The organism is Tepidiforma bonchosmolovskayae (genome assembly GCF_008838325.1).
GTDB lineage: Bacteria > Chloroflexota > Dehalococcoidia > Tepidiformales > Tepidiformaceae > Tepidiforma > Tepidiforma bonchosmolovskayae.
In genome coordinates this window covers 1763174-1781801 of the sequence record NZ_CP042829.1, presented here as the reverse complement: position 1 = coordinate 1781801, position 18628 = coordinate 1763174, and the positions used below count along the sequence as shown (strand labels likewise).

13 protein-coding genes are annotated in these 18628 nt (G+C 71.3%); 10 read left to right on the top strand and 3 right to left on the bottom strand.

Annotation, left to right across the window (positions count from 1 at the left end; all coding sequences use genetic code 11):
* Nucleotides 1-42: 42 nt before the first annotated feature.
* The gene (locus Tbon_RS08920) at nucleotides 43-2721 is read right to left on the bottom strand and encodes a cation-translocating P-type ATPase (RefSeq protein WP_225734586.1); all 2679 of its coding nucleotides are present in this window, start codon (nucleotides 2719-2721) and stop codon (nucleotides 43-45) included.
* A complete protein-coding gene (locus Tbon_RS08915; RefSeq protein ID WP_192497864.1) occupies nucleotides 2714-3547 on the bottom strand; it encodes a universal stress protein in 834 nt (277 codons plus the stop codon). Before Tbon_RS08915 ends, Tbon_RS08920 begins: the two co-directional genes overlap by 8 nt.
* A gap of 112 nt (nucleotides 3548-3659) precedes the next feature.
* Between Tbon_RS08915 and Tbon_RS08910 the strand changes: the two genes are divergently transcribed.
* From Tbon_RS08910 to Tbon_RS08885, 6 genes are all read left to right on the top strand, one after another.
* Nucleotides 3660-5723: an APC family permease gene (locus Tbon_RS08910; protein ID WP_192497863.1), complete on the top strand. Its 2064-nt coding sequence runs from the start codon at nucleotides 3660-3662 to the stop codon at nucleotides 5721-5723.
* Between the two features lie 62 nt (nucleotides 5724-5785).
* Nucleotides 5786-9922: a PAS domain-containing hybrid sensor histidine kinase/response regulator gene (locus Tbon_RS08905; RefSeq protein ID WP_158067375.1), complete on the top strand. Its 4137-nt coding sequence runs from the start codon at nucleotides 5786-5788 to the stop codon at nucleotides 9920-9922.
* 25 nt (nucleotides 9923-9947) lie between these two features.
* Nucleotides 9948-10994 (top strand): Holliday junction branch migration DNA helicase RuvB, encoded by a 1047-nt coding sequence (gene ruvB, locus Tbon_RS08900; protein WP_225734585.1) that lies wholly within the window; start codon nucleotides 9948-9950, stop codon nucleotides 10992-10994.
* A gap of 98 nt (nucleotides 10995-11092) precedes the next feature.
* On the top strand, nucleotides 11093-12040 hold the full coding sequence (locus Tbon_RS08895) for a prohibitin family protein (protein WP_158067373.1): 948 nt from the start codon (nucleotides 11093-11095) through the stop codon (nucleotides 12038-12040).
* 39 nt (nucleotides 12041-12079) lie between these two features.
* Nucleotides 12080-13327, top strand: a complete 1248-nt coding sequence (locus Tbon_RS08890) for an MFS transporter (RefSeq protein WP_158067372.1) — start codon at nucleotides 12080-12082, stop codon at nucleotides 13325-13327.
* Nucleotides 13328-13394: 67 nt separating this feature from the next.
* A complete protein-coding gene (locus tag Tbon_RS08885; RefSeq protein ID WP_158067371.1) occupies nucleotides 13395-14168 on the top strand; it encodes an SDR family oxidoreductase in 774 nt (257 codons plus the stop codon).
* A 7-nt stretch (nucleotides 14169-14175) separates the two neighbouring features.
* Here Tbon_RS08885 and Tbon_RS08880 read toward each other — a convergent pair whose 3' ends face one another.
* Nucleotides 14176-15309 carry an NfeD family protein gene (locus tag Tbon_RS08880; RefSeq protein ID WP_451923603.1) on the bottom strand — a complete coding sequence of 378 codons (1134 nt, stop codon included), beginning with the start codon at nucleotides 15307-15309 and terminating at the stop codon, nucleotides 14176-14178.
* A 68-nt stretch (nucleotides 15310-15377) separates the two neighbouring features.
* On the opposite strand from Tbon_RS08880, the gene Tbon_RS08875 reads away from it, so the two are divergent.
* The 4 genes from Tbon_RS08875 to Tbon_RS08860 are packed head-to-tail and all read left to right on the top strand — an operon-like array spanning nucleotide 15378 to nucleotide 18625.
* On the top strand, nucleotides 15378-16169 hold the full coding sequence (locus Tbon_RS08875; RefSeq protein ID WP_158067369.1) for an ABC transporter permease: 792 nt from the start codon (nucleotides 15378-15380) through the stop codon (nucleotides 16167-16169).
* Nucleotides 16153-17094: an ABC transporter ATP-binding protein gene (locus Tbon_RS08870; protein WP_158067368.1), complete on the top strand. Its 942-nt coding sequence runs from the start codon at nucleotides 16153-16155 to the stop codon at nucleotides 17092-17094. Before Tbon_RS08875 ends, Tbon_RS08870 begins: the two co-directional genes overlap by 17 nt.
* Nucleotides 17091-17726 carry a serine O-acetyltransferase gene (locus tag Tbon_RS08865; RefSeq protein WP_225734584.1) on the top strand — a complete coding sequence of 212 codons (636 nt, stop codon included), beginning with the start codon at nucleotides 17091-17093 and terminating at the stop codon, nucleotides 17724-17726. Before Tbon_RS08870 ends, Tbon_RS08865 begins: the two co-directional genes overlap by 4 nt.
* Nucleotides 17723-18625 (top strand): glycosyltransferase family 2 protein, encoded by a 903-nt coding sequence (locus tag Tbon_RS08860; RefSeq protein WP_158067367.1) that lies wholly within the window; start codon nucleotides 17723-17725, stop codon nucleotides 18623-18625. Before Tbon_RS08865 ends, Tbon_RS08860 begins: the two co-directional genes overlap by 4 nt.
* The last annotated feature ends 3 nt before the right edge of the window (nucleotides 18626-18628 follow it).

Here is an 18628-nt window from a genome sequence, read left to right as displayed (position 1 = left end):
GATGTGATGTGGCGAGCATCGTACGCCGCACGGGCGGCAGCGTCAGGGGCGGCGCACAACTACACGGTAGAGGGGGGTGCCGCCGCGAAGGCGAACGAGGAGCTTGTGGAGTTCGACGACGACGATGACGGAGGCTGCCACCGGGATCATCCGGAGCCAGGCTTCGAGGGGGAGCGGCTCGACGCGCAGGACGTACTGGGTGGGCGGGAGGTAGAGCGAGGCAATGTGGAGCCCCAGGGCAGCCGCTGCGGCGTAGAAGAGGAACGGGTTTCCGAGGGGGCTGCGGGCGAAGGCGGACTGGCGCTCGACGCGGACGTTGCCGAGGTGGAAGTTCTGGAAGAGGACCATGGTGGTGAGGGCGACGGTGCGGGCGGCTTCCAGGCTGGCGCCCTGGTCGAGTTCCCAGCGGAAAAGGGCGAGGGTGCCGATGCACATGACGATGCCGGCGACGACCGTGCGCTCCCAGAGGAGGGGCGAGATGATGCCTTCGGAGCGCCGGCGCGGTGGGTAGCGGAGGACATCCTTTTCGCCGGGTTCGAAGGCGAGGGCGACATCCTGGAGGCCGTTGGTGACCAGGTTCAGCCAGAGGAACTGGGCAGCGACCATTGGCACGGGCCACTGGAGTGCGACGGAGGCGAGAATGGCGATGAGGAGGGCGGCGCCGGTGGAGACCAGGAAAAAGGTGACCTTGCGGACGTTTTCGAAGGTAACGCGGCCTTCTTCGACGGCGGCGTAGATCGTGACGAAGTTGTCGTCGGCGAGGACCATATCGGCGGCTTCGCGGGCGACGTCGGTGCCGGAGCGGCCCATGGCGATGCCGATATCGGCGGCGCGAAGGGCGGGGGCGTCGTTGACACCGTCCCCGGTGACAGCGACAACGTGGCCGTCGGCGCGGAGGGCACGGACGGTGCGGAGCTTATGTTCGGGCGCGGCGCGTGCGATGACGGCAATCTCGCGCAGGCGGGCGCGGAGGGCTTCGTCATCGAGGGAGTCGATTTCCGGGCCAGGCAGGACGGGGGCGCCCGGAGGGGCGATGCTGAGCTCGGCAGCGATGGCGCTGGCGGTGATGGCATGGTCGCCGGTAATCATGATGACGCGCATGCCGGCCTGCTGGCAGCCGCGGATCGCCTCGCGGACGCCGGGACGCGGCGGGTCCATCATCGCCTGGAGGCCGAGGAAGACGAGGTCGCGGGGGTGATCGTCGAGGTCGGGCGGGCCCTCGAGGGGGCGCCAGGCCATGGCGAGGACGCGGTAGCCGCGGCTGGCGAGGTCGTGGGCGGCCGCGAGGATGGCGGCGCGGTCCACCGGCGCTTCGCCGTCAGCGGTGAGCATGCGGGTGGAGCGCTCGGCGATGCGCTCCGGGGCGCCCTTGACGAACCAGGCCGTGCGGCCCTCCCAGGTGCGGCAGCTGGCGGAGTACTGACGCTCTGATTCGAACGGGATATCGGCGAGGACAGGGGCGGCGCGGAGGTCGGCAGGTTCGAGGCCGACAGCGATGGCAGCGAGGAGGAGGGCGGCCTCGGTGGGGTCGCCGCTGGTTTCGTAGCCATCATCGGTGAGGAAGGCGTCAGCCTCGTTGGTCATGACGCCGGTGACGAAGAGGAGGCGCTCCAGTTCGGAGATGTCCGGCGCCGGGCCGGAGCCGGGCGGCGGCACGGGGCGGGTGCCGGCCGCCGTCCAGGCTTCGCGGACGGTCATGCGGTTTTCGGTGAGGGTGCCGGTTTTGTCGGAGCCGATGACGGTGGTGCTGCCAAGGGTTTCGACGGCGGGGAGCTTGCGGATGATGGCGTTGCGGCGGGCCATGCGGCGGACGCCGAGGGCGAGGGCGATGGTGAACGCGACAGGGAGGCCCTCCGGGACGACGGCAACCGCGAGCGCCACCGCGACGAGGAACATCTGGGAGGGGGATTCGCCGACGATGACACCGAGGACAAAGGAGGCGAGGGCCCCGGCCGCAACGAGAATTCCGATTGCGCGGGCGAAGCGCTCCATCCGCTCCTGGAGGGGAGTCGCAGGGAGCTCCTGGGCACGCATGCTGCCGGCGATGGCGCCGAGTTCGGTCTGCATGCCGGTGGCGACGACGTACCCGCGGCCGCGGCCGCGGACGACGACGGTGCCGGAGTAGGCCATGCAGGAGCGCTCGGCGATCGGGGTCGCGGGGTCGGGGCTGGGGTCGGCGGATTTCGCGACCCCTTCGGACTCGCCGGTGAGGAGGGCCTGGTCGACGACGAGGCCGTTGACGGCGATGAGGCGGATATCGGCGGGGACGCGCATGCCGGATTCGAGCAGGACGAGGTCGCCGGGGACGAGGTCGCGGCTGTCGATGTCGCGTTCGTGGCCGTCGCGGATGACGCGGGCGCGGGGGGCGACGAGGCCCATGAGGGCGCGGACGGAGCGCTCGGCGCGGCGCTCCTGAGTGAAGCCGATGGTGGCGTTGAGGGCGAGGACGGCCGCGATGACGCCCGCATCGATCCATTCCTCGAGGGCGAGTGTGACCAGCGCGGCGACGAGGAGGATGTAGATGACCGGGGAGGTGAACTGATGGAGGAGGGTGGCGTACCAGGGCGGCGGCGGGACGGGGTCGATCACATTGGGGCCGGAGCGGGTGAGGCGTTCGGCGGCCTCCCGGCTGGCCAGGCCGTGCGGGCCGGTACCCAGCACGGCAGCGATCTCGTCGGCGGGGAGGGTGTGCCAGGCCGGAACGGGCGGCTGCTCAGCCACCGGACGGTTCCCCGGGGGGCGCGACGAGGAGGAGGGGCAGCGGGCTGGAGCGGACGAGGGCATCGGCAACCGAGCCGAGGAGGAAGCGGAGGGCGCGGCCACGGCCGTGGGTAGAGAGGGCGATGTGGGTCGCCGCGGATTCGCGAGCGACGCGGATGGCGGCGGCGGCGACCGATTCGAAGGAGCGCGCGGGCTCCACGCGGCGATGGACCACCTGGACGCCGGGCATGGCGGCCTCGAGCTCTTCGAGGGCGCGGGCGAGTTCGAGTTCACGTTCGCGGGGGGCTTCGCCGAGGGCGGGGACGGCGACGGCAAGCAGTTCGACCGGGACAGCGGAGCCGGCGAGCAGGCGCGTGAGGCCGGGGCCGACCGCGGCGGCCGTGGGGCTCCCGTCGGTGAGGGCGAGGACCCGGACCGGGGCAGGGCTGCCGGGTTCGAAGCGGGGACCGATAGCGACGACGGGCATGGGAGCGGCCCGGACGATTTCGCCGAGGCTGCTGAGGCCGGGGCCTTCGCGGGAGTCGACGGCGAGGAGACGTGCATCGAGCTCGATGGCGCGGCGGACGGGCGGGGCCCACTCGGGTTCGCCGTTGAGGCGAAGGGCGAGGCCGGCGGGCTGGACGCCGGCGGGGAGCATCGCCTCGAGGTCGGCGGCCGCGGAGCGGATGGCGGCGACGAGTTCAGCGGGGCGGGCCGGGTCGGCGCTCGCGGCGGGGTCGAAGACGGCGGTGCCGATGAGCGGCAGGCCGAGAGCGTCGGCAAGCGGCCGGGCGGCCGCGGGGAGGGCGTGGAGGTCGGGGAGGGGAAGTGCGCAAAGGAGAGCCATGGCGCCAGTATGGCGGAGCTTCGGCGGACCCGGGAGGGCCGAATGGCCGTGGCGATTGGGGACGTGGCGGGCATCTGTTGCGGAATGGGGCGAGTGCTACAGTGAAGGTGCCGTGGAAGGTGGCGAAGGTCCTGAGCTCACGCCGCTGGTCGGGGCGGGCGGCCGGGTGACGCGCTACCGCGTGGCCCCTCCGCGGGCGGGGATCGTCGAGACCTCGGCGGGACACTACGAGGCGACGCGGTATGCGGAACGGCGGCGCGGGCTGGCCGGCCGGGCGCTGGCTCTGAAGGATGTCATCGTCGGCGAATCGATTCCCAGCGCGCGGCTGGGGGAGCAGCGGCTGAGCAACCGAATTGCGCTCGCGGTGTTTTCGTCGGATGCCCTGTCGTCGACGGCGTATGCGACGCAGGAGATCCTGTTCGTGCTGGTGCTGGCGGGTGCAGCGGGGATGCAGTACTCGCTGCCGATCGCGATTGGGATCGTTGCGCTGCTGGCGACCGTGGTGACGAGCTACCGGCAGACAATCCGGGCCTACCCGCACGGGGGCGGCGCCTACACGGTGGCGCGGGAGAACCTCGGGACGGCTGCGGGGCTGCTGGCAGCGAGCGCGCTGCTCATCGACTACACGATGACGGTGGCGGTATCGGTGGCCGCGGGGATGGACGCGCTGGCGTCGCTGGACCCTGGTCTCCGGCCGGCAGCGCTGGAGCTGACGATTGGGTTCGTGGCGTTCATTGCGCTGATGAACCTGCGGGGGGTGCGGGAGTCGGGGGCGGTCTTCGCGGTGCCCACCTACCTGTTCGTGGCAATGATGGTCTCAGCGATTGTGGTGACTTTCGTGCGGGTGGTTGCCGGCGGCGGCAATCCGCTGGCGGCAGGTGAGCCGCGCGAACCGCTGGTGGCCGCGCAGGGCGTGACGGTCTTCCTGCTGCTGCGGGCGTTCGCGAACGGTTGCACAGCGATGACGGGTGTGGAAGCGATGAGCAACGGGGTAGGCGCCTTCCGTGAGCCGGCGTGGAAGAACGCGCAGAAGACGCTGACGGTGATGGCGTTCCTGCTCGGGTTCATGGTGCTGGGCCTGACGCTGATGGCGCGGCATTTCGGGTTCGTGCCGAGCGAGAACCAGACGATTCCGAGCCAGCTGGGCGCCGAGGCGTTTGGGGATGGGTCGGTGCTGTTCTGGGTGTTCCAGCTGAGCACGACGGGCATCCTGCTGATCGCGGCGAACACGGCGTTTGCGGACTTCCCGCGCCTCTCTGCGATCCTTGCGCACGATGAGTTTCTCCCGCGGATCTTCACCCAGCGGGGGAACCGGCTGGTCTTCAGCTACGGGATCATGACGCTGGCGCTGCTGGCGATGGTGATGCTGACGGCGACCAATGCGACGACGACGCGGCTCATCCCGTTCTATGCGCTCGGGGTCTTCATCTCGTTCACGCTGAGCCAGGCCGGGATGGTGCGGCACTGGTGGCGGGAACGCGGCCGCGGCTGGGCGGCTGCCATGGGGCTGAACGGGACCGGGGCGGTGCTGACCGGCATCGTGACCGGCGTGATTGCCGTTGCGAAATTCCGCGAGGGCGGCTGGGTCGTGCTCGTCGCAATGCCGGTGCTGGCGCTGCTGCTGTGGGGCGTGCACCGGGCGTACCGGCGGCTCGAACGGCTGCTGCACGTGCCCGTGGAGGCGGTGTTCGACCTGGCCCCGCGGGGGAAATCGGGCACGCCGGTGGTTGTGCCGGTGCAGCAGGTGAATACGGCAACCGTGATGGCGCTTGCCGCGGCCTGTGAGCAGTCGCGGGATGTGACGGCGGTGCACGTGGTGGTCGACCCGGACCGGCCTTCCGACCTGGAGGCGCGGTGGCGCATGCAGTTCCCGCGGCTGCCCCTCGTGGTGATTGATTCGCCGTACCGGAACGTTGCCGACCCGTTTGCGCGGTATGTGGAGGACCGGTTGCGGGAGCCGCCCTACGAGGTGGTGGTCTTGCTGCCGATTGTGGTGCCGGGGAAGTGGTACGAGCGGCTGCTGCTGAACCAGAGCGCCGGCGCTATCGCCCGGAAGGTCAGCGGGCGGAAGCGGGTCCGGGTGGAGCGGTACGTCTACCAGCCGGGCGGACTGGGGCGCCGGAGGCGGGGGCTGCTGGGGCGGCTCCGGGGCGGGCGGGCCGCGGAAATTCGGTAATTTCCCCTACGCGGAGGGGAGGCGCCCTGGGCTAGTATCCGCGCTGAGATGCGGAGGGACGGGTGAGGGTTCGTCTTGTCGCCGCTGCGGGCGGCGCGGAGGAGCTTGCAAACGGGCTCCGCGCAGCGGGGCATGTGCTGGCGGCGGACGGGCAGGAAGAGGGGCCTGCGCCGGTTGTGGTGGTCGACGGCGTCAGCGGCGCGGAGGCGGCGCGGTGGGCGGCGGAGGCGGAACCGGGGCCGCTCCCGGTGGTCGCGGGACTGACCGACATCCCGGGAGGGGTGGAGGCGGCGCTCAGTGCCGGGATTGCCGACGTCTACCCGGCGGGGGACGTGGCTGCCCTGCTGGCGCGGCTGGCGGTGCTCGAGCGGCTGGGGCCGCAGGAGGCCGGCGCTGGCCTGGCTGCAACGGCGGTCAACGATGCCATGTTCACGCTCGGGTTCGACGGCCGGCTGCGGTGGGTGAACCCGGCGGCGGAGCGGCTGACGGGCTACCGCCGCGACCAGCTGGTGGGGATGCACATTTGGGCGCTGGTACGCGACCCGGCGGAGGCGGCGCGGGCCGCCGAGGAGCTGCAACTGAAGCGGGATGGGCTCCTCGATGCGTCGCTGCTCACCCTGCACATCACTACGGCAGCGGGCGAGGTTGTGCCGGTGGAGGTGAACAGCCGGGTCGTGACGCGGGAGGGCCGGCCGTGGGCGGTGGAGGGGGTGGCGCGGGACCTGCGGCCGCGGCGGGCGCTGGAGGAGCGGCTGCGGCAGGAGGCGGAGCTGTTCGCACACCTCGGCGTGGCGGCGGTGGCAACGGACCGCGAGGGCAGGATCCTGACGTGGAACCGGGAGGCGGAGCGGCTCTTCGGGCGGAGCGAGGCGGAGATGCGCGGGATGAACGCTATGGAGCTGGTGGCTGCGGCTGCCGGGGAGGCGGCGATGCGTGAGGTTGCCAGGCTGGCGGCAGGGGCCGACGTAACGGTCGAGCTGGAGCTGCGGCGGGCCGACGGGTCCAGCTTCCCGGCGCTGGTGCGGGCGACGCCGCTGCGGGACGAGCGTGGGGCGGTGGTCGGGTCGGTCGGAGCGATCCTGGACCTCAGTGCGGAGCGGGCGCGCCAGGCGGAGCTGGCGCGGCTGGCGGCAATTGTAGAGTCGGCAGAAGACGCGGTTATCGGGCGGGACCTGGAGGGGCGGATCACGAGCTGGAACCGCGGGGCGGAGCGGCTGTTCGGCTACACGGCAGCGGAGATGGTCGGCGGGCTGGGCCTCGAGACGGTCCCCGGGCACCGCCGGGAGGAGTACCTCGCGCGGCTGGCCCGCATCGCGGCGGCGGCAGAACGCCCCCACGACCCGGGCGCGGCGCCGGAGGTGGTGGAGATGGAGCGGATGGACCGGTGGGGGCGGGTGTTCCCTGCGCAGGCATCGACGTTCCTGGTGTACGACCGGGACGGCCGGCCGACGGGCGCGGCATCGTTCGTCCGCGACATCAGCCGGGAGCGGGCGATGACGGAGGCGTTGCGCGAGCGGGAGGCGCTGCTGCGCGGCATCTTCGAAAGCACGAGCGATCAGCTCTGGCTGCTGGAGACGGATGGGAGACTCGTCACGTTCAACCCCTCGGCGGAGGCGTTCGCATTCCAACAGTTCGGACGGGTGCCTGCCCGGGGCGCCACAATTGCGACGTTCTTTAGGGATCGGTGGAGAGCCGCCGCAGAGGCGGCTGTCAAACGGGCCCTCGACGGCGAGGCGACCGTCGCCGAGATGCCATTCACCCGGTCAGACGGCGGCAGACTGTGGTTTAGCGTGCACGTTACCCCGGTTCGCAGTGACGGCGGCGCGGTCACCGGCGTGCTGGTGGCCGCGCGGGATGTGACGGAACAGGTCGCGGCGCGGCGGGAGCTGCGCCGGGCGCGGGAGGAGCTGGCTGCCGAGTACGCGAAGCTCGCGACGATCATCGAGAACTCGGATGAAGGCGTGGTGCTGCTCGACCGCGACCTCCGACTGATCGCCTTCAACTCGACCTTCGCCGAAGGGACGCGGCTCCGGCGGGGGGTTTCGCCGGAGCCGGGGATGCCGTTCGAGGCGTGCGTTTCGCCGGAGAGCGCGGCGTACCTCGTGGCGCGGGTCCGTGAGGCGCTCGGGGGCCGATGGGTCGCCTTCGATGTGCAATCGCAGACGCCGGGACAGCAGCGCTGGTTCGAGGTGCGCATCCGGCCGGTCACCGGGAAGGACGGCGAGGTGACCGGGGTGGTGTACACCGGGAGGGATGTAACCGGGCGGCGCATGCTGGAGCTGGAGCGCGAGGCCGCGCTCGCCGAGGCCCGGCGGCTGGCGACGGTGGTCGAGAGCTCGACGGAGGCGGTGGTCGCCATCGGACGGGACGGGCGGATTGAGAGCTGGAACCGGGCGGCGGAAGAGCTCTACGGATGGACGGCGGACGAGGCGCTCGGTCAGCCGCTCACGATGATCCTCCCGCCGGAGGAAGCGGAGCGGGGCGCTGCGCTGTTCGCGCGGCTGCTCTCGGGGGAGGCGCTGCGAGGCGAAATGCCGCGGGTCACGAAAGATGGGCGGCGCATCCTTGTGGAGTCGGCGTACTTCCCGCTGCGCGACGCAGCGGGCACGGTCGTCGGCGTCGGGTGCACCTCGCACGATGTGACGCGCCAGCGGGAGATGGAGCGGCGGATTGCGGAACAGGCGGCCGACCTCGAGGGCACGCTCCGGGCGATCCACGAGGGGCTGGCGCTGCTGGACCCGGAAGGCCGGGTGCTCCTCGTGAACCCGGCGATGCAGGAGGCGATCTCCGGCATCTCCGGGGTCGTGCCCGAGCCGGGGATGCACTGGGAGGAGGTAGTGCCGGAGGAGCACCGGGCAGGCTTCGGCGAGGTCGTGGCGGCAACGCTGGCGGGGGAGACGCCGTCGTTCGAGCAAACCGTGACCGACCGGGCGGGGGAGGAGCGGGTGCTGGAGCTCTCGTTGGGGCGCGTGCTGCTGGCCGACGGGAGCGTCCGCGGCGTTGCGGTGACGCTGCGGGACGTGACGGAACGGAAGCGGACGGACGAGCGGCTGCTGCAGGCGCAGAGGGCGGAGTCGCTGGCGGTGCTGGCCGGGGGGATTGCGCACGATTTCAACAACCTGCTGGTGGGCATCCTCGGGAACGCGGGGCTGGCGCTGGCCGAGCTGCCGCCGGAGTCGCCGGTGCGGGCGACGATTGCGGATATCGAGACCGCGGGGCAGCGGGCGGCCGACCTGGCGAAGCAGATGCTGGCGTACTCGGGTCGGGGGAAGTTCGTGGTCGGGCCGCTGCAGCTGAACGCGCTGGTGGAGGAGATGGCGCACCTGCTGCGCGTGTCGGTGGGGGCGGGCGTGCGGCTGGTGCTCGACCTGGCGCCGGGGCTGCCCCCGGTGGTGGGGGATGCGACGCAGCTTCGGCAGGTGATCATGAACCTTGTCATCAACGCGTCGGATGCGATTGGGCAGGGGGAAGGCACGATCCGGGTCACGACGTCCGCGGCATCGGGACGGCCGGAGCTGTTCGCCGGGGCGGTGGTGACGCCGGAGGAGCTGGCTGCGGAGTATGTGGTGCTGGAGGTGGCCGACACGGGCGCGGGGATGGATGCGGCGACGCTGGCGCGGATTTTCGACCCGTTCTTTACGACGAAGTTCACGGGGCGCGGCCTTGGGCTGGCAGCCGTGCTGGGGATCGTGCGGGGACACCGGGGCGGGATTGCAGTGACGAGCGCACCGGGCGAGGGGACGCGGTTCCGGGTGATGCTCCCGGCGGCGGCCGCGGCTGCGCAGGAGGACGATTCCGGGCGCCCGGAGGGCGAATGGCGGGGCGCGGGGCTGGTGATCGTCGCCGACGATGAACCGGGCGTTCGGAAGGTGACGGCGCGGGCGCTGAGGGGGATGGGGTTCGAGGTGATGGAGGCCGAGGACGGGCAGGCGGCTGTGGAGCTGTTCGAACAGCACCGCGACCGCGTGGTGCTGGTGCTGCTGGACATGACGATGCCGCGGATGAACGGGCAGGCTGCGTTCCGGGCGATCCGGGCGCTGGACCCGGGGGCGAAGGTGGTGCTGATGAGCGGCTACACGGAACAGGAGGCGGCCGAGCAGTTCAGCGAAGGCGGACTGGCCGGGTTCCTCCAGAAGCCGTATGAGCTGCGGGGGCTGCAGGAGCTGGTGCGGCGGGTGGCGGGGGATTCGACGCCCTAGAACATCTGTACGTTATACTGCCGGCGTGACCGAGGAACGGCTGGTGGCGCCGCAGGCACAGGCCGAGGACGCGGAGCTGGAGCGTTCGCTGCGGCCGCGGCGGCTCGAGGAGTTCCCGGGGCAGGAGCGGACGAAGCGGAACCTTGCGATCGCAATCGCGGCGGCGAAGCAGCGGGGGGAGCCGCTCGACCACGTGCTGCTGTACGGGCCGCCGGGGCTGGGGAAGACGACGCTGGCCAACATCATCGCGCACGAGATGGGGGTTTCGATCCGGACGACGAGCGGGCCGGCGTTCGAGCGGCCGGGCGACCTTGCGGCGGTGCTGACGAACCTGAAAGAGGGCGACATCCTCTTCGTCGACGAGATTCACCGGCTTTCGAGCGCGGTGGAGGAGATCCTCTACCCGGCGATGGAGGATTTCGCGCTCGACCTCGTCATCGGGAAAGGGGCCGGGGCGCGGTCGGTGCGGCTGGCGATGCCGCGGTTCACGCTGATCGGTGCGACGACGCGGTATGCGATGGTGAGCGCGCCGCTGCGGGACCGGTTCGGCTCGGTGTACCGGCTCGATTTCTACGAGCCGGAGACGCTGGCGCTCATCCTGCGGCGGTCGGCGTCGATTCTCGGGGTGGCGCTGCCGGATGATGCGGCGATGGAGATCGCCCGGCGCTCGCGGGGGACGCCGCGGATTGCGAACCGGCTGCTGCGGCGGGTGCGGGACTTCGCGGCAGTACGGAACGGCGGCGCGGTGACGGTGGAGGCGGCGCGCGAAGCGCTGGCGATGCTGGAGGTTGACGAACTGGGGCTGGACGAATCGGACCGGGCGGTGCTGCGGGCGGTGGTCGAGAAGTTCAACGGGGGGCCGGTCGGGCTGGAGACGATTGCAGCGGCGATTTCGGAGGAGGCGGACACGATCATGGACGTGTACGAGCCGTTCCTCCTGAAGTGCGGTTTCCTGAACCGGACGCCGCGCGGGCGGGTGGCGACGGAGGCGGCGTACCGCCACCTTGGGCTGGAGCCGCCGCGGGACCGCCCTGCGCAGGCCGCGCTGTGGGACGGCGCTGGGGCGTCCTGAAGCGGCTGGTGGTGGCGCCGCGGCCGGGGGCGGTGACGGCAGGGTTCGGCCAGAGCGGGTAGAGTGACCGGGACATCACGCGTTTCGGAGGCGGTTCGATGCCCTGGGTTGTGAGTGTGTTCCTCGCGGTGATTCTCTGCGGGGCGGTGTTTGTGGTCGGGCGGGCGGCACGCGGTGCGGCGGCGCCGGGCACGCCCGAGCGGATTCGCGGCGGAATCATCATGGGCGCCGCAGCTGCCGTGTTCGTCGCCTGGGTCGGGGTGCATACGGCGCTCCGCTCGGTGAAGCCGATCGAGGCTGGCCACGTGGGGGTGGTGTACCAGTTCGGCGAGATTGTGGGACAGAAGCCGGAGGGGCTGCAGTTCATCTGGCCGTGGCAGGACCTGCGCATCGAGAGCGTGCAGGTGCAGCGGTACCGGTTCGAGAACATCACGGCGTTTTCGCAGGAGACCCAGGACGTCTTCTTCATCGCGACGCTGAACTACTCGGTGTCGCCGTCGGCGGTGCAGACGCTCTACCGGACGGTGGGCCCGCGCTGGTTCGACCGGCTGATTGAGCCGCGGGTGCTGAACTTCTTCAAAGAGGAGACGGTGAAGTACCAGACGGTGGACGTCGGCCCGAACCGGGAGAAGATCCGGTCGGCGGTGCGGGCGCGGCTGAGCCAGGAGCTGGCGCCGTTTTCGATCGAAATTAACGACCTGCTGATCGACAACATCGAGTTCAGCGCGGAGTTCAAGGCGGCGATTGAGCAGAAGCAGATTGCGACGCAGGATGCGCTGCGGGAGCAGGAGCGGGTGCGGCAGCGGCAGTTCGAGGCGCAGCAGCAGATCGAGCTGGCCCGGGGCGAGGCGGAGTCGATCCGGGTGCGGGCCGAGGGCCAGGCGGAGGCGAACCGGCTGCTCGCGCAGTCGCTGACGCCGGAGGTGATCCAGTTCCAGGCGCTGCAGAAGCTGGGCGATAACATCCAGATTGCGCTGCTGCCGGCCGGGCAGGGGATCATCATCGACCCGGCGACGCTGCTGGGACAGAACCCCGGGAATCGGTAGCCGCGGCGCGGGGGCAGAGGGAGCTGGTAGGCTGGCGGGATGCCTGAGGCGCCTGTCGGCCGCAACCTCCGCCTGCTCGGGGCGTTCTGGTTCCTGCGGGAGTTTCAGCTGTGGATCCCGGTCTGGATTGTCTACCTGACCTTCGAGCGGGGGTTTTCGTTCACGCAGATCACGGCTGCCGAGAGCCTGTACCTTGTCGGGGTCCTTGCGCTGGAAGTGCCGACCGGGGCGATTGCGGACCGGTTCGGGCGGCGGGTGTCGCTGGGGCTGGGGGCGATCAGCCTGGCGTCCTCGGTGACGATTTTCGCGTTCACGACGTCGCCGGCGGTGCTGTTCGCGTCGTTCGCGTGGTGGGCCGTCGCGACGACGCTGATGTCGGGGGCGGATATGGCCCTGCTGTACGACACGCTGAAGGCGGCCGGGCAGGAGCACCGGTACGGACGGGCTGCCGGGCGCGGGCAGGCGGTGTCGTGGGCGGGGGCGGGGCTGGCGACGCTGTTCGGCGGGCCGGTGGCCGCGGTCCTCGATATCCGGGCGACGATCCTGATTGGGGCGGCCACGTGCCTGGCGGCAGCGGCGATCGCTTTCGCTCTCTGGGAACCGCCCCGGGCGGCAGCGACGCACGAGGGCGGTGTCCGCGGGTACCTCGGCACGATCGGCCGGGCGTTCCGGGAGGCGTGGGGCACCAGGGCGATCCGGTACGTGGTGCTGCTGTTCGGCGTGGCCGTCGCCGGGATTGAGACGGTGCACTACCTGGTCCAGCCGTACCTCGTGGAGAACGGGGTCGAGGTCGGCGCGGCGTTCTCGCTGCTGCAGGTCCCGCTGTTCGCGGCGGGGATGGCCGGCGCGCTGGCTGCGGGGCGGGTGGAGCGGCTGGCAGGGCCAATCGGTGCGGTGCTCGCGCTCGGCGCGTGCGGCGCGGTGCTGCTGGGGATGCTGGCGCTCTCCCCGACCCTGTGGCTGTACGGAGCCCTGCCGGCGCTGATGGCGCTCAATTCGTGCGCGTACCCGCTGCTGACCGGCGCGATCAACCGGCAGGTGGGGTCGGAGCGGCGAGCGACGGTGCTCTCGATCGGGAGCATGAGCCTGAGCATCGGGATGGCGGTGCTGGCGCCGGCGATCGGGTTTGCCGTCGACACGTGGGGCGTGGGCGCGGCCTTCGGGCTGGGCGCGGCGGCAGCGGCGGCGGGCACGCTGGCGTTCGGCGGGCCGGCGCTGGCGGCGTGGAGGTCGCGTGCGCCGGACGCCGGGCCGGCGGCGGAGCCGGGAGCGGCCGGCGGACCGTAAGGCTCCTGCGGGCGACAATACCGGCTGCCCCTCAGAACGACGTTTCGGTACGGAAAGGCGGTGGCCGATGACCGGTTTGTTCGACATTTCCGGGAAGGTGGCGCTCGTCACGGGCGGGTCGCGCGGGATCGGGCTGATGATTGCGCGCGGCTTCGTGGAGGCGGGCGCGAAGACCTACATTTCGTCGCGCAAGGCGGACGTGTGCGAGGAGGTGGCCGCGGAGCTTTCGAAGACGGGGACGTGCATCGCCATCCCGGCGGACCTGGGGACGGAGGCAGGCTGCCGGTACCTCGCGGACGAGATCGCGAAGCGGGAGGAGCGGCTCCACATTCTCGTGAACAATGCCGGGGCGAACTGGAATGCGCCGCTGGCGGAGTTCCCGGATGACGCCTGGGACAAGGTGATGAACCTGAATGTGAAGGGCGTGTTTCACCTGACGCGGTTCCTTGTGCCGTTGCTGGAGCGGGCCGCGACGGATGACGACCCGGCGCGGGTGATCAACATCGGCTCGATCGACGGGCTGCAGGCGCCGACCTTCGACACCTACGCGTACTCCTCGAGCAAGGCGGCGGTGCACCACCTGACGCGGCACCTGGCGCAGAAGCTGGCGCCGAGCCGGATTACGGTGAACGCGATTGCGCCGGGGCCGTTCGAGAGCAAGATGATGGCGGAGACGCTGCGGCGGTTCGGCGACAGCATCCGGGCGAGCAATCCGCTGGGCCGGATCGGGCGTCCGGAGGACATGGCGGGGACGGCGATCTACCTGGCGTCGAAGGCGGGCGCGTACGTGACGGGCGTGGTCCTGCCGGTCGACGGCGGCATGTCGACGCGGCACCAGTAGGGCCGGGTCAGAAGGCGAAGGGGTCGGAGCGGGCGCGCCGGGCCGACCGGTCGGCGACGATGACGAGTGCGATGAGGAGGAGCAGGACGGCGAGGAGGATGCCGCCCGCGGTGGCGAATGCCCAGGCCGGCGGGCGGAAGTCGGCGGGGGTGTCGCGGAACGCGATGATGGCGCCGAGGACGATGGCGACTGCTCCCGCGGCGCCGAGTATGCCGCTGGTGACGAACAGCTCGGCAGCGACGAGGGCGAGACCGAGGGCGATGAGCACGAGGCCGGCAGTATCGACGGGCAGCAGGCCGAAGCCGAGGAAGCCGAGGATGACGGCAATGGCGCCGGCCACACCCGGGACGCCGAGGCCGGGCGAGAAGAGCTCGATGATGATGCCGAGGAAGCCGATGGAGAGGAGCAGCGAGGCGACCGCCGGGTCGGCGATGAAGGCGAGGAACCGCTCCCAGACGGTCATCTCGAGGTTGATGCGGGGGGCCGCCAGGAGGCCCGTGAGTTCGGCGGTGACGCCGGGGCGGAGCGTGACGGTGCGTCCTTCGCACTGGCGGAGGAGGTCATCGAGGTCGGCGGCGACGAAATCGACGACGTCGAGGCGGGCGGCCTCGTTTTCGTTGACGGCGACGGCCTCGCGGACGGCCTGCTCTGCCCAGTCGGCGTTGCGGCCGCGGAGTTCGGCGATGCCGCGGATGTAGGCGACGGCGTCGTTCTCGATTTTCTTGCCGAGGGTGCCCCCGATGTCGGAGCCGTCGGCGTTGATGGCGGAGGCGGCGCCGATGGCGGTGTTGGGGGCCATGGCGGCGATGTGGCCGGCCATGGTGATGAAGGTGCCTGCGCTGGCGGCCCGGGCGCCGATGGGGGCGACGTAGACGGCGACGGGGACATCGGCGCGGCCGATGCGCTGGACGATCTCGCGCATGGAGGTATCGAGGCCGCCGGGGGTATCGAGTTCGAGGACGACGAGCCGGGCATTGCGGTCTTCGGCGTCGGAAATGACGCGGTCGATGTAGCGGGCCATGATGGGGCCGACGGTGCCGTCGACGCGGGCGACGTGGACGGCACCCTCGGGCGGCTGGTCGCCGGAGCAGGCGGCGAGGAGGCCGAGGGCGATGCAGGCGGCGGCGAAGATTCGGCGCATCACCGTTCGAGTATAGACGGGATTGGCGGGCGCTTCTCCGACGGGTGCGGGCGGGGGATACTGGCGGCATGACGGCGATGGCGATGGCCCGGCCGGCGCCGCAGCGGAGCCTGCGCAACGCGTTCGAGCTGGTGACGGCGCTCACGAGCCGCGACCTGAAGCTGCGGTACCAGGGGAGCGTGCTGGGCTGGGCGTGGTCGCTGGCGCGGCCGCTGGCGCTGGGAGCGGTGCTGGCGTTTGCGCTGGGGCGCGTGCTGGGCACGGGAATTACGGCAGAGTTCCTGCTGGCGGGGCTGTTCCCGTGGTTCTGGTTCCAGGGCGGGGTGCAGGGCGCGGCCGGGAGCTTCATCGGGAACGGCGGGCTGCTGAAGAAGGTGCGTTTCCCGCGGGCGGTGCTGCCGCTGAGCACGGTGCTGGGGGCGACGCTCCAGTTCGCGCTGTCGCTGCCGGTGCTGGTCGGGTTCGTGGTGGCGGCTGGCAACGAGCCGTCGGCGGCCTGGCTGGGACTGCCGCTGGTGTTCGTCCTGCAGCTGGGGCTGACGGCGGGGCTGGGGCTGTTCGTGGCGAGCGTGACCGTGTACTTCCGCGACCTGGAGCACATCACCGAGGTGCTCCTGACGCTGCTGTTCTACGCGACGCCGATCATCTACAGCGTCGACCGGGTGCCGGAGGGGTACCGCTGGCTGACGTATGTGAATCCGCTGGCGCCGATCATGGAGGGGTGGCGGAGCATTCTGCTCGACGGGGCGCTGCCGGCATGGAGCCACCTCGGGGCATCGGCGGCGCTGACGGCGGCGGCGCTGGGGGCGGGCTGGGTCACGTTCCGGCGGCTGGAGGACGGCTTTGCCGACGCCATCTGACGGCGAGGTGGTGCTGGCGGCGCGCGGGGTATCGCGGCGGTACCCGCTGGCGGTGCCGGGGCAGGCGCTGAAGACGACGCTCCTGCACCCGGGGCAGGCGCTGCGGGCGTGGCGGACGCGCCGGCGGCGGGAGCTGTGGGCCGTGCGGGATGTGAGCTTCGAGGTGCGGCGCGGGGAGTTCTTCTCGATTGTCGGGGCGAACGGCAGCGGGAAGAGCACGCTGCTGCGGCTGCTGGCCGGCCTTTCGAAGCCGACGCGGGGGTCGGTGGAGGTGCGGGGCCGGGTGAGCACGCTGCTCGAGCTGGGGAGCGGGTTCCACCCGCAGGTGAGCGGCCGGGAGAACGTGATCATGAACGGCCTGCTGATGGGCCGGACGAGGCGGGAGATGGAGGCGCTGCTGCCGGCGATTGTGGAGTTTTCGGGACTGCAGGAGTTCATCGACCAGCCGATGCGGACGTACTCGTCGGGCATGTACGTGCGGCTGGGGTTCGCCATCGCGGCGTTCATGGACCCGGAGATCCTGCTGGTCGACGAGGTGCTGGCGGTGGGGGATGCGAAGTTCCAGGAGAAGTGCTACGAGCACATTGCGGGGCTGCAGCGGAAGGGGGTGACGATGGTGATGGTCTCGCACGACCTCGGCGCGGTGGAGCGGTTTTCGGACCGGGCGGCGCTGATGGAACGGGGCCGGATGGTCGCGATCGGCCCGCCGCGGAAGGTGATCGGGCTGCACCTCGAACGGCTGGCCGAGACGTCGCCGGAGATCCGGCAGGCGATCCACGAGGGGATGGAGGCCGACGAGGAGCGGGTCCGGCGGATGCTGGAGGAGGACCCCGAGTGGGCAGCGGCGTTTGCGGCGGCGCTCGAGCGGAACCCGGCGTTCCACGAGCGGCTGCGCGAGCAGGCGGAGCGGGAGCGCAGCGGATGATGGGCGGACGGCTGCAACGGATCCGGGCGAACTGGCGGGAGCTGCGGGCCCTGCTGCGGGAGGACATCGAACTGCACGCGGCGTGGCCCCGAACCTTCGGGCTGATCCGGAGGGACCGGCCGACGTGGTTCACGTTCCTGTACCTGCTGTTCGCGATTCATATGTTCCCGGCGGTGGTGCTTTACCGGCTGCAGGTGTTCCTGTACGAGAGCGGGTTCCCGCGGGCAGCGACGGCGGTCTCGCGGCTGAACGCGTTCCTGTTCGACGTGACGATCGGAAATCACGTGCGGGCCGGCGGCGGGCTCCTGATCGCCCACGGGCACGTGGTGCTCGACGGCTGGACGAAGCTGGGGAAGCGGGTGGAGATCAACCCGTTCGTGACGCTGGGCATCGGCAACAGCTCACGGCGGCCGTTCGAACTGTGGGGCCCAGAGATCGGCGACGATGTGAACATCGGGACCGGGGCGAAGGTGATCGGGCGGGTGAAGGTCGGCGAGGGCGTGAAGATCGGCGCGAATGCGGTGGTCGTGAGCGATATCCCGCCGTTCCACACGGCGGTGGGCGTGCCGGCGCGGGCGATCCCGGGCGGGCGCCGGCGGGAGACGGAGACCTGGGAGCCCCCGAGGGGATGACGGCTCCGCGGGTGGCCATCCTGACCGTGACGACCAACGCGGGGCCGCACCTCGCCGCCTACCTTGCGGCGCTGGAGCGGGTGACGTACCCGGCGTGGGAGCTCTGGGTGGTCGACAACGGTTCGGCGGACGGTTCGGCGGCCATGGTGCGGGAGCGGCTGCCTGCTGCAACCGTGCTGGAGAACGGGGCGAACCTCGGCTTTACCGGAGCGTGCAACCGGGCCCTGGCGCTGCTCCGCGAGCGGGACGACCTGGACTATGTGCTCTTCCTGAACGACGACACCGAGGTGACGCCCGACTTCCTGGAGCCGCTCGTGGCGCTGGCCGACGAACGGACGATGGTGGCGCCGAAGACGTACCTGGCGGGGCAGCCGGGGGTGCTCGACGATGCCGCAGGGACGTTCGACTGGCTCCGGGGGACGTGGAAGCGGCGGGTGCTCGGCCGGCCGGAGGGGCCGGAGGACCGGTACGCGCATGCGGTCGAGACGGCGAACCTCTCGTGCCTGCTGGTGCCCGCCGGGGCGTTCCGGGAGGTGGGACTGCTCGACGATGCGTTCTTCGTCTACTACGACGACACGGACTTCTGCCGGCGGGCGCGGGCGGCAGGCTACCGGCTGTTCTACGAGCCGCGGTCAGTGGTGTACCACCGGAAGGGGGCGACGCTGGGCGGGCAGGCGAGCGCGTTCGGCTGCTACTACCTGGCGCGGAACCGGCCGTACCTGATCCGGAAGCACCGCGGGCGGGCGGCGTTCGGGGCGTTCCTGGTGTACTACCTGGCGACGCGGGCAGTGCGGATGGCGCTCTGGGCGCAGGAGGGACGATGGGACCTCGTCCGGGCGACGGCCGCCGGCATGCGGGACTTCGCGCTCGGCCGGATGGGGCCTCGGCGGGAGGGCTGACCC

Bases quoted from the DNA above. Each gene is read 5' to 3' on its own strand.
- Tbon_RS08915 (WP_192497864.1), bottom strand. From the start codon at position 3,547: ATGGCTCTCCTTTGCGCACTTCCCCTCCCCGACCTCCACGCCCTCCCC.
- Tbon_RS08895 (WP_158067373.1), top strand. From the start codon at position 11,093: ATGCCCTGGGTTGTGAGTGTGTTCCTCGCGGTGATTCTCTGCGGGGCG.
- Tbon_RS08890 (WP_158067372.1), top strand. From the start codon at position 12,080: ATGCCTGAGGCGCCTGTCGGCCGCAACCTCCGCCTGCTCGGGGCGTTC.
- Tbon_RS08885 (WP_158067371.1), top strand. From the start codon at position 13,395: ATGACCGGTTTGTTCGACATTTCCGGGAAGGTGGCGCTCGTCACGGGC.
- Tbon_RS08880 (WP_451923603.1), bottom strand. From the start codon at position 15,309: ATGCGCCGAATCTTCGCCGCCGCCTGCATCGCCCTCGGCCTCCTCGCC.
- Tbon_RS08875 (WP_158067369.1), top strand. From the start codon at position 15,378: ATGACGGCGATGGCGATGGCCCGGCCGGCGCCGCAGCGGAGCCTGCGC.
- Tbon_RS08865 (WP_225734584.1), top strand. From the start codon at position 17,091: ATGATGGGCGGACGGCTGCAACGGATCCGGGCGAACTGGCGGGAGCTG.
- Tbon_RS08860 (WP_158067367.1), top strand. From the start codon at position 17,723: ATGACGGCTCCGCGGGTGGCCATCCTGACCGTGACGACCAACGCGGGG.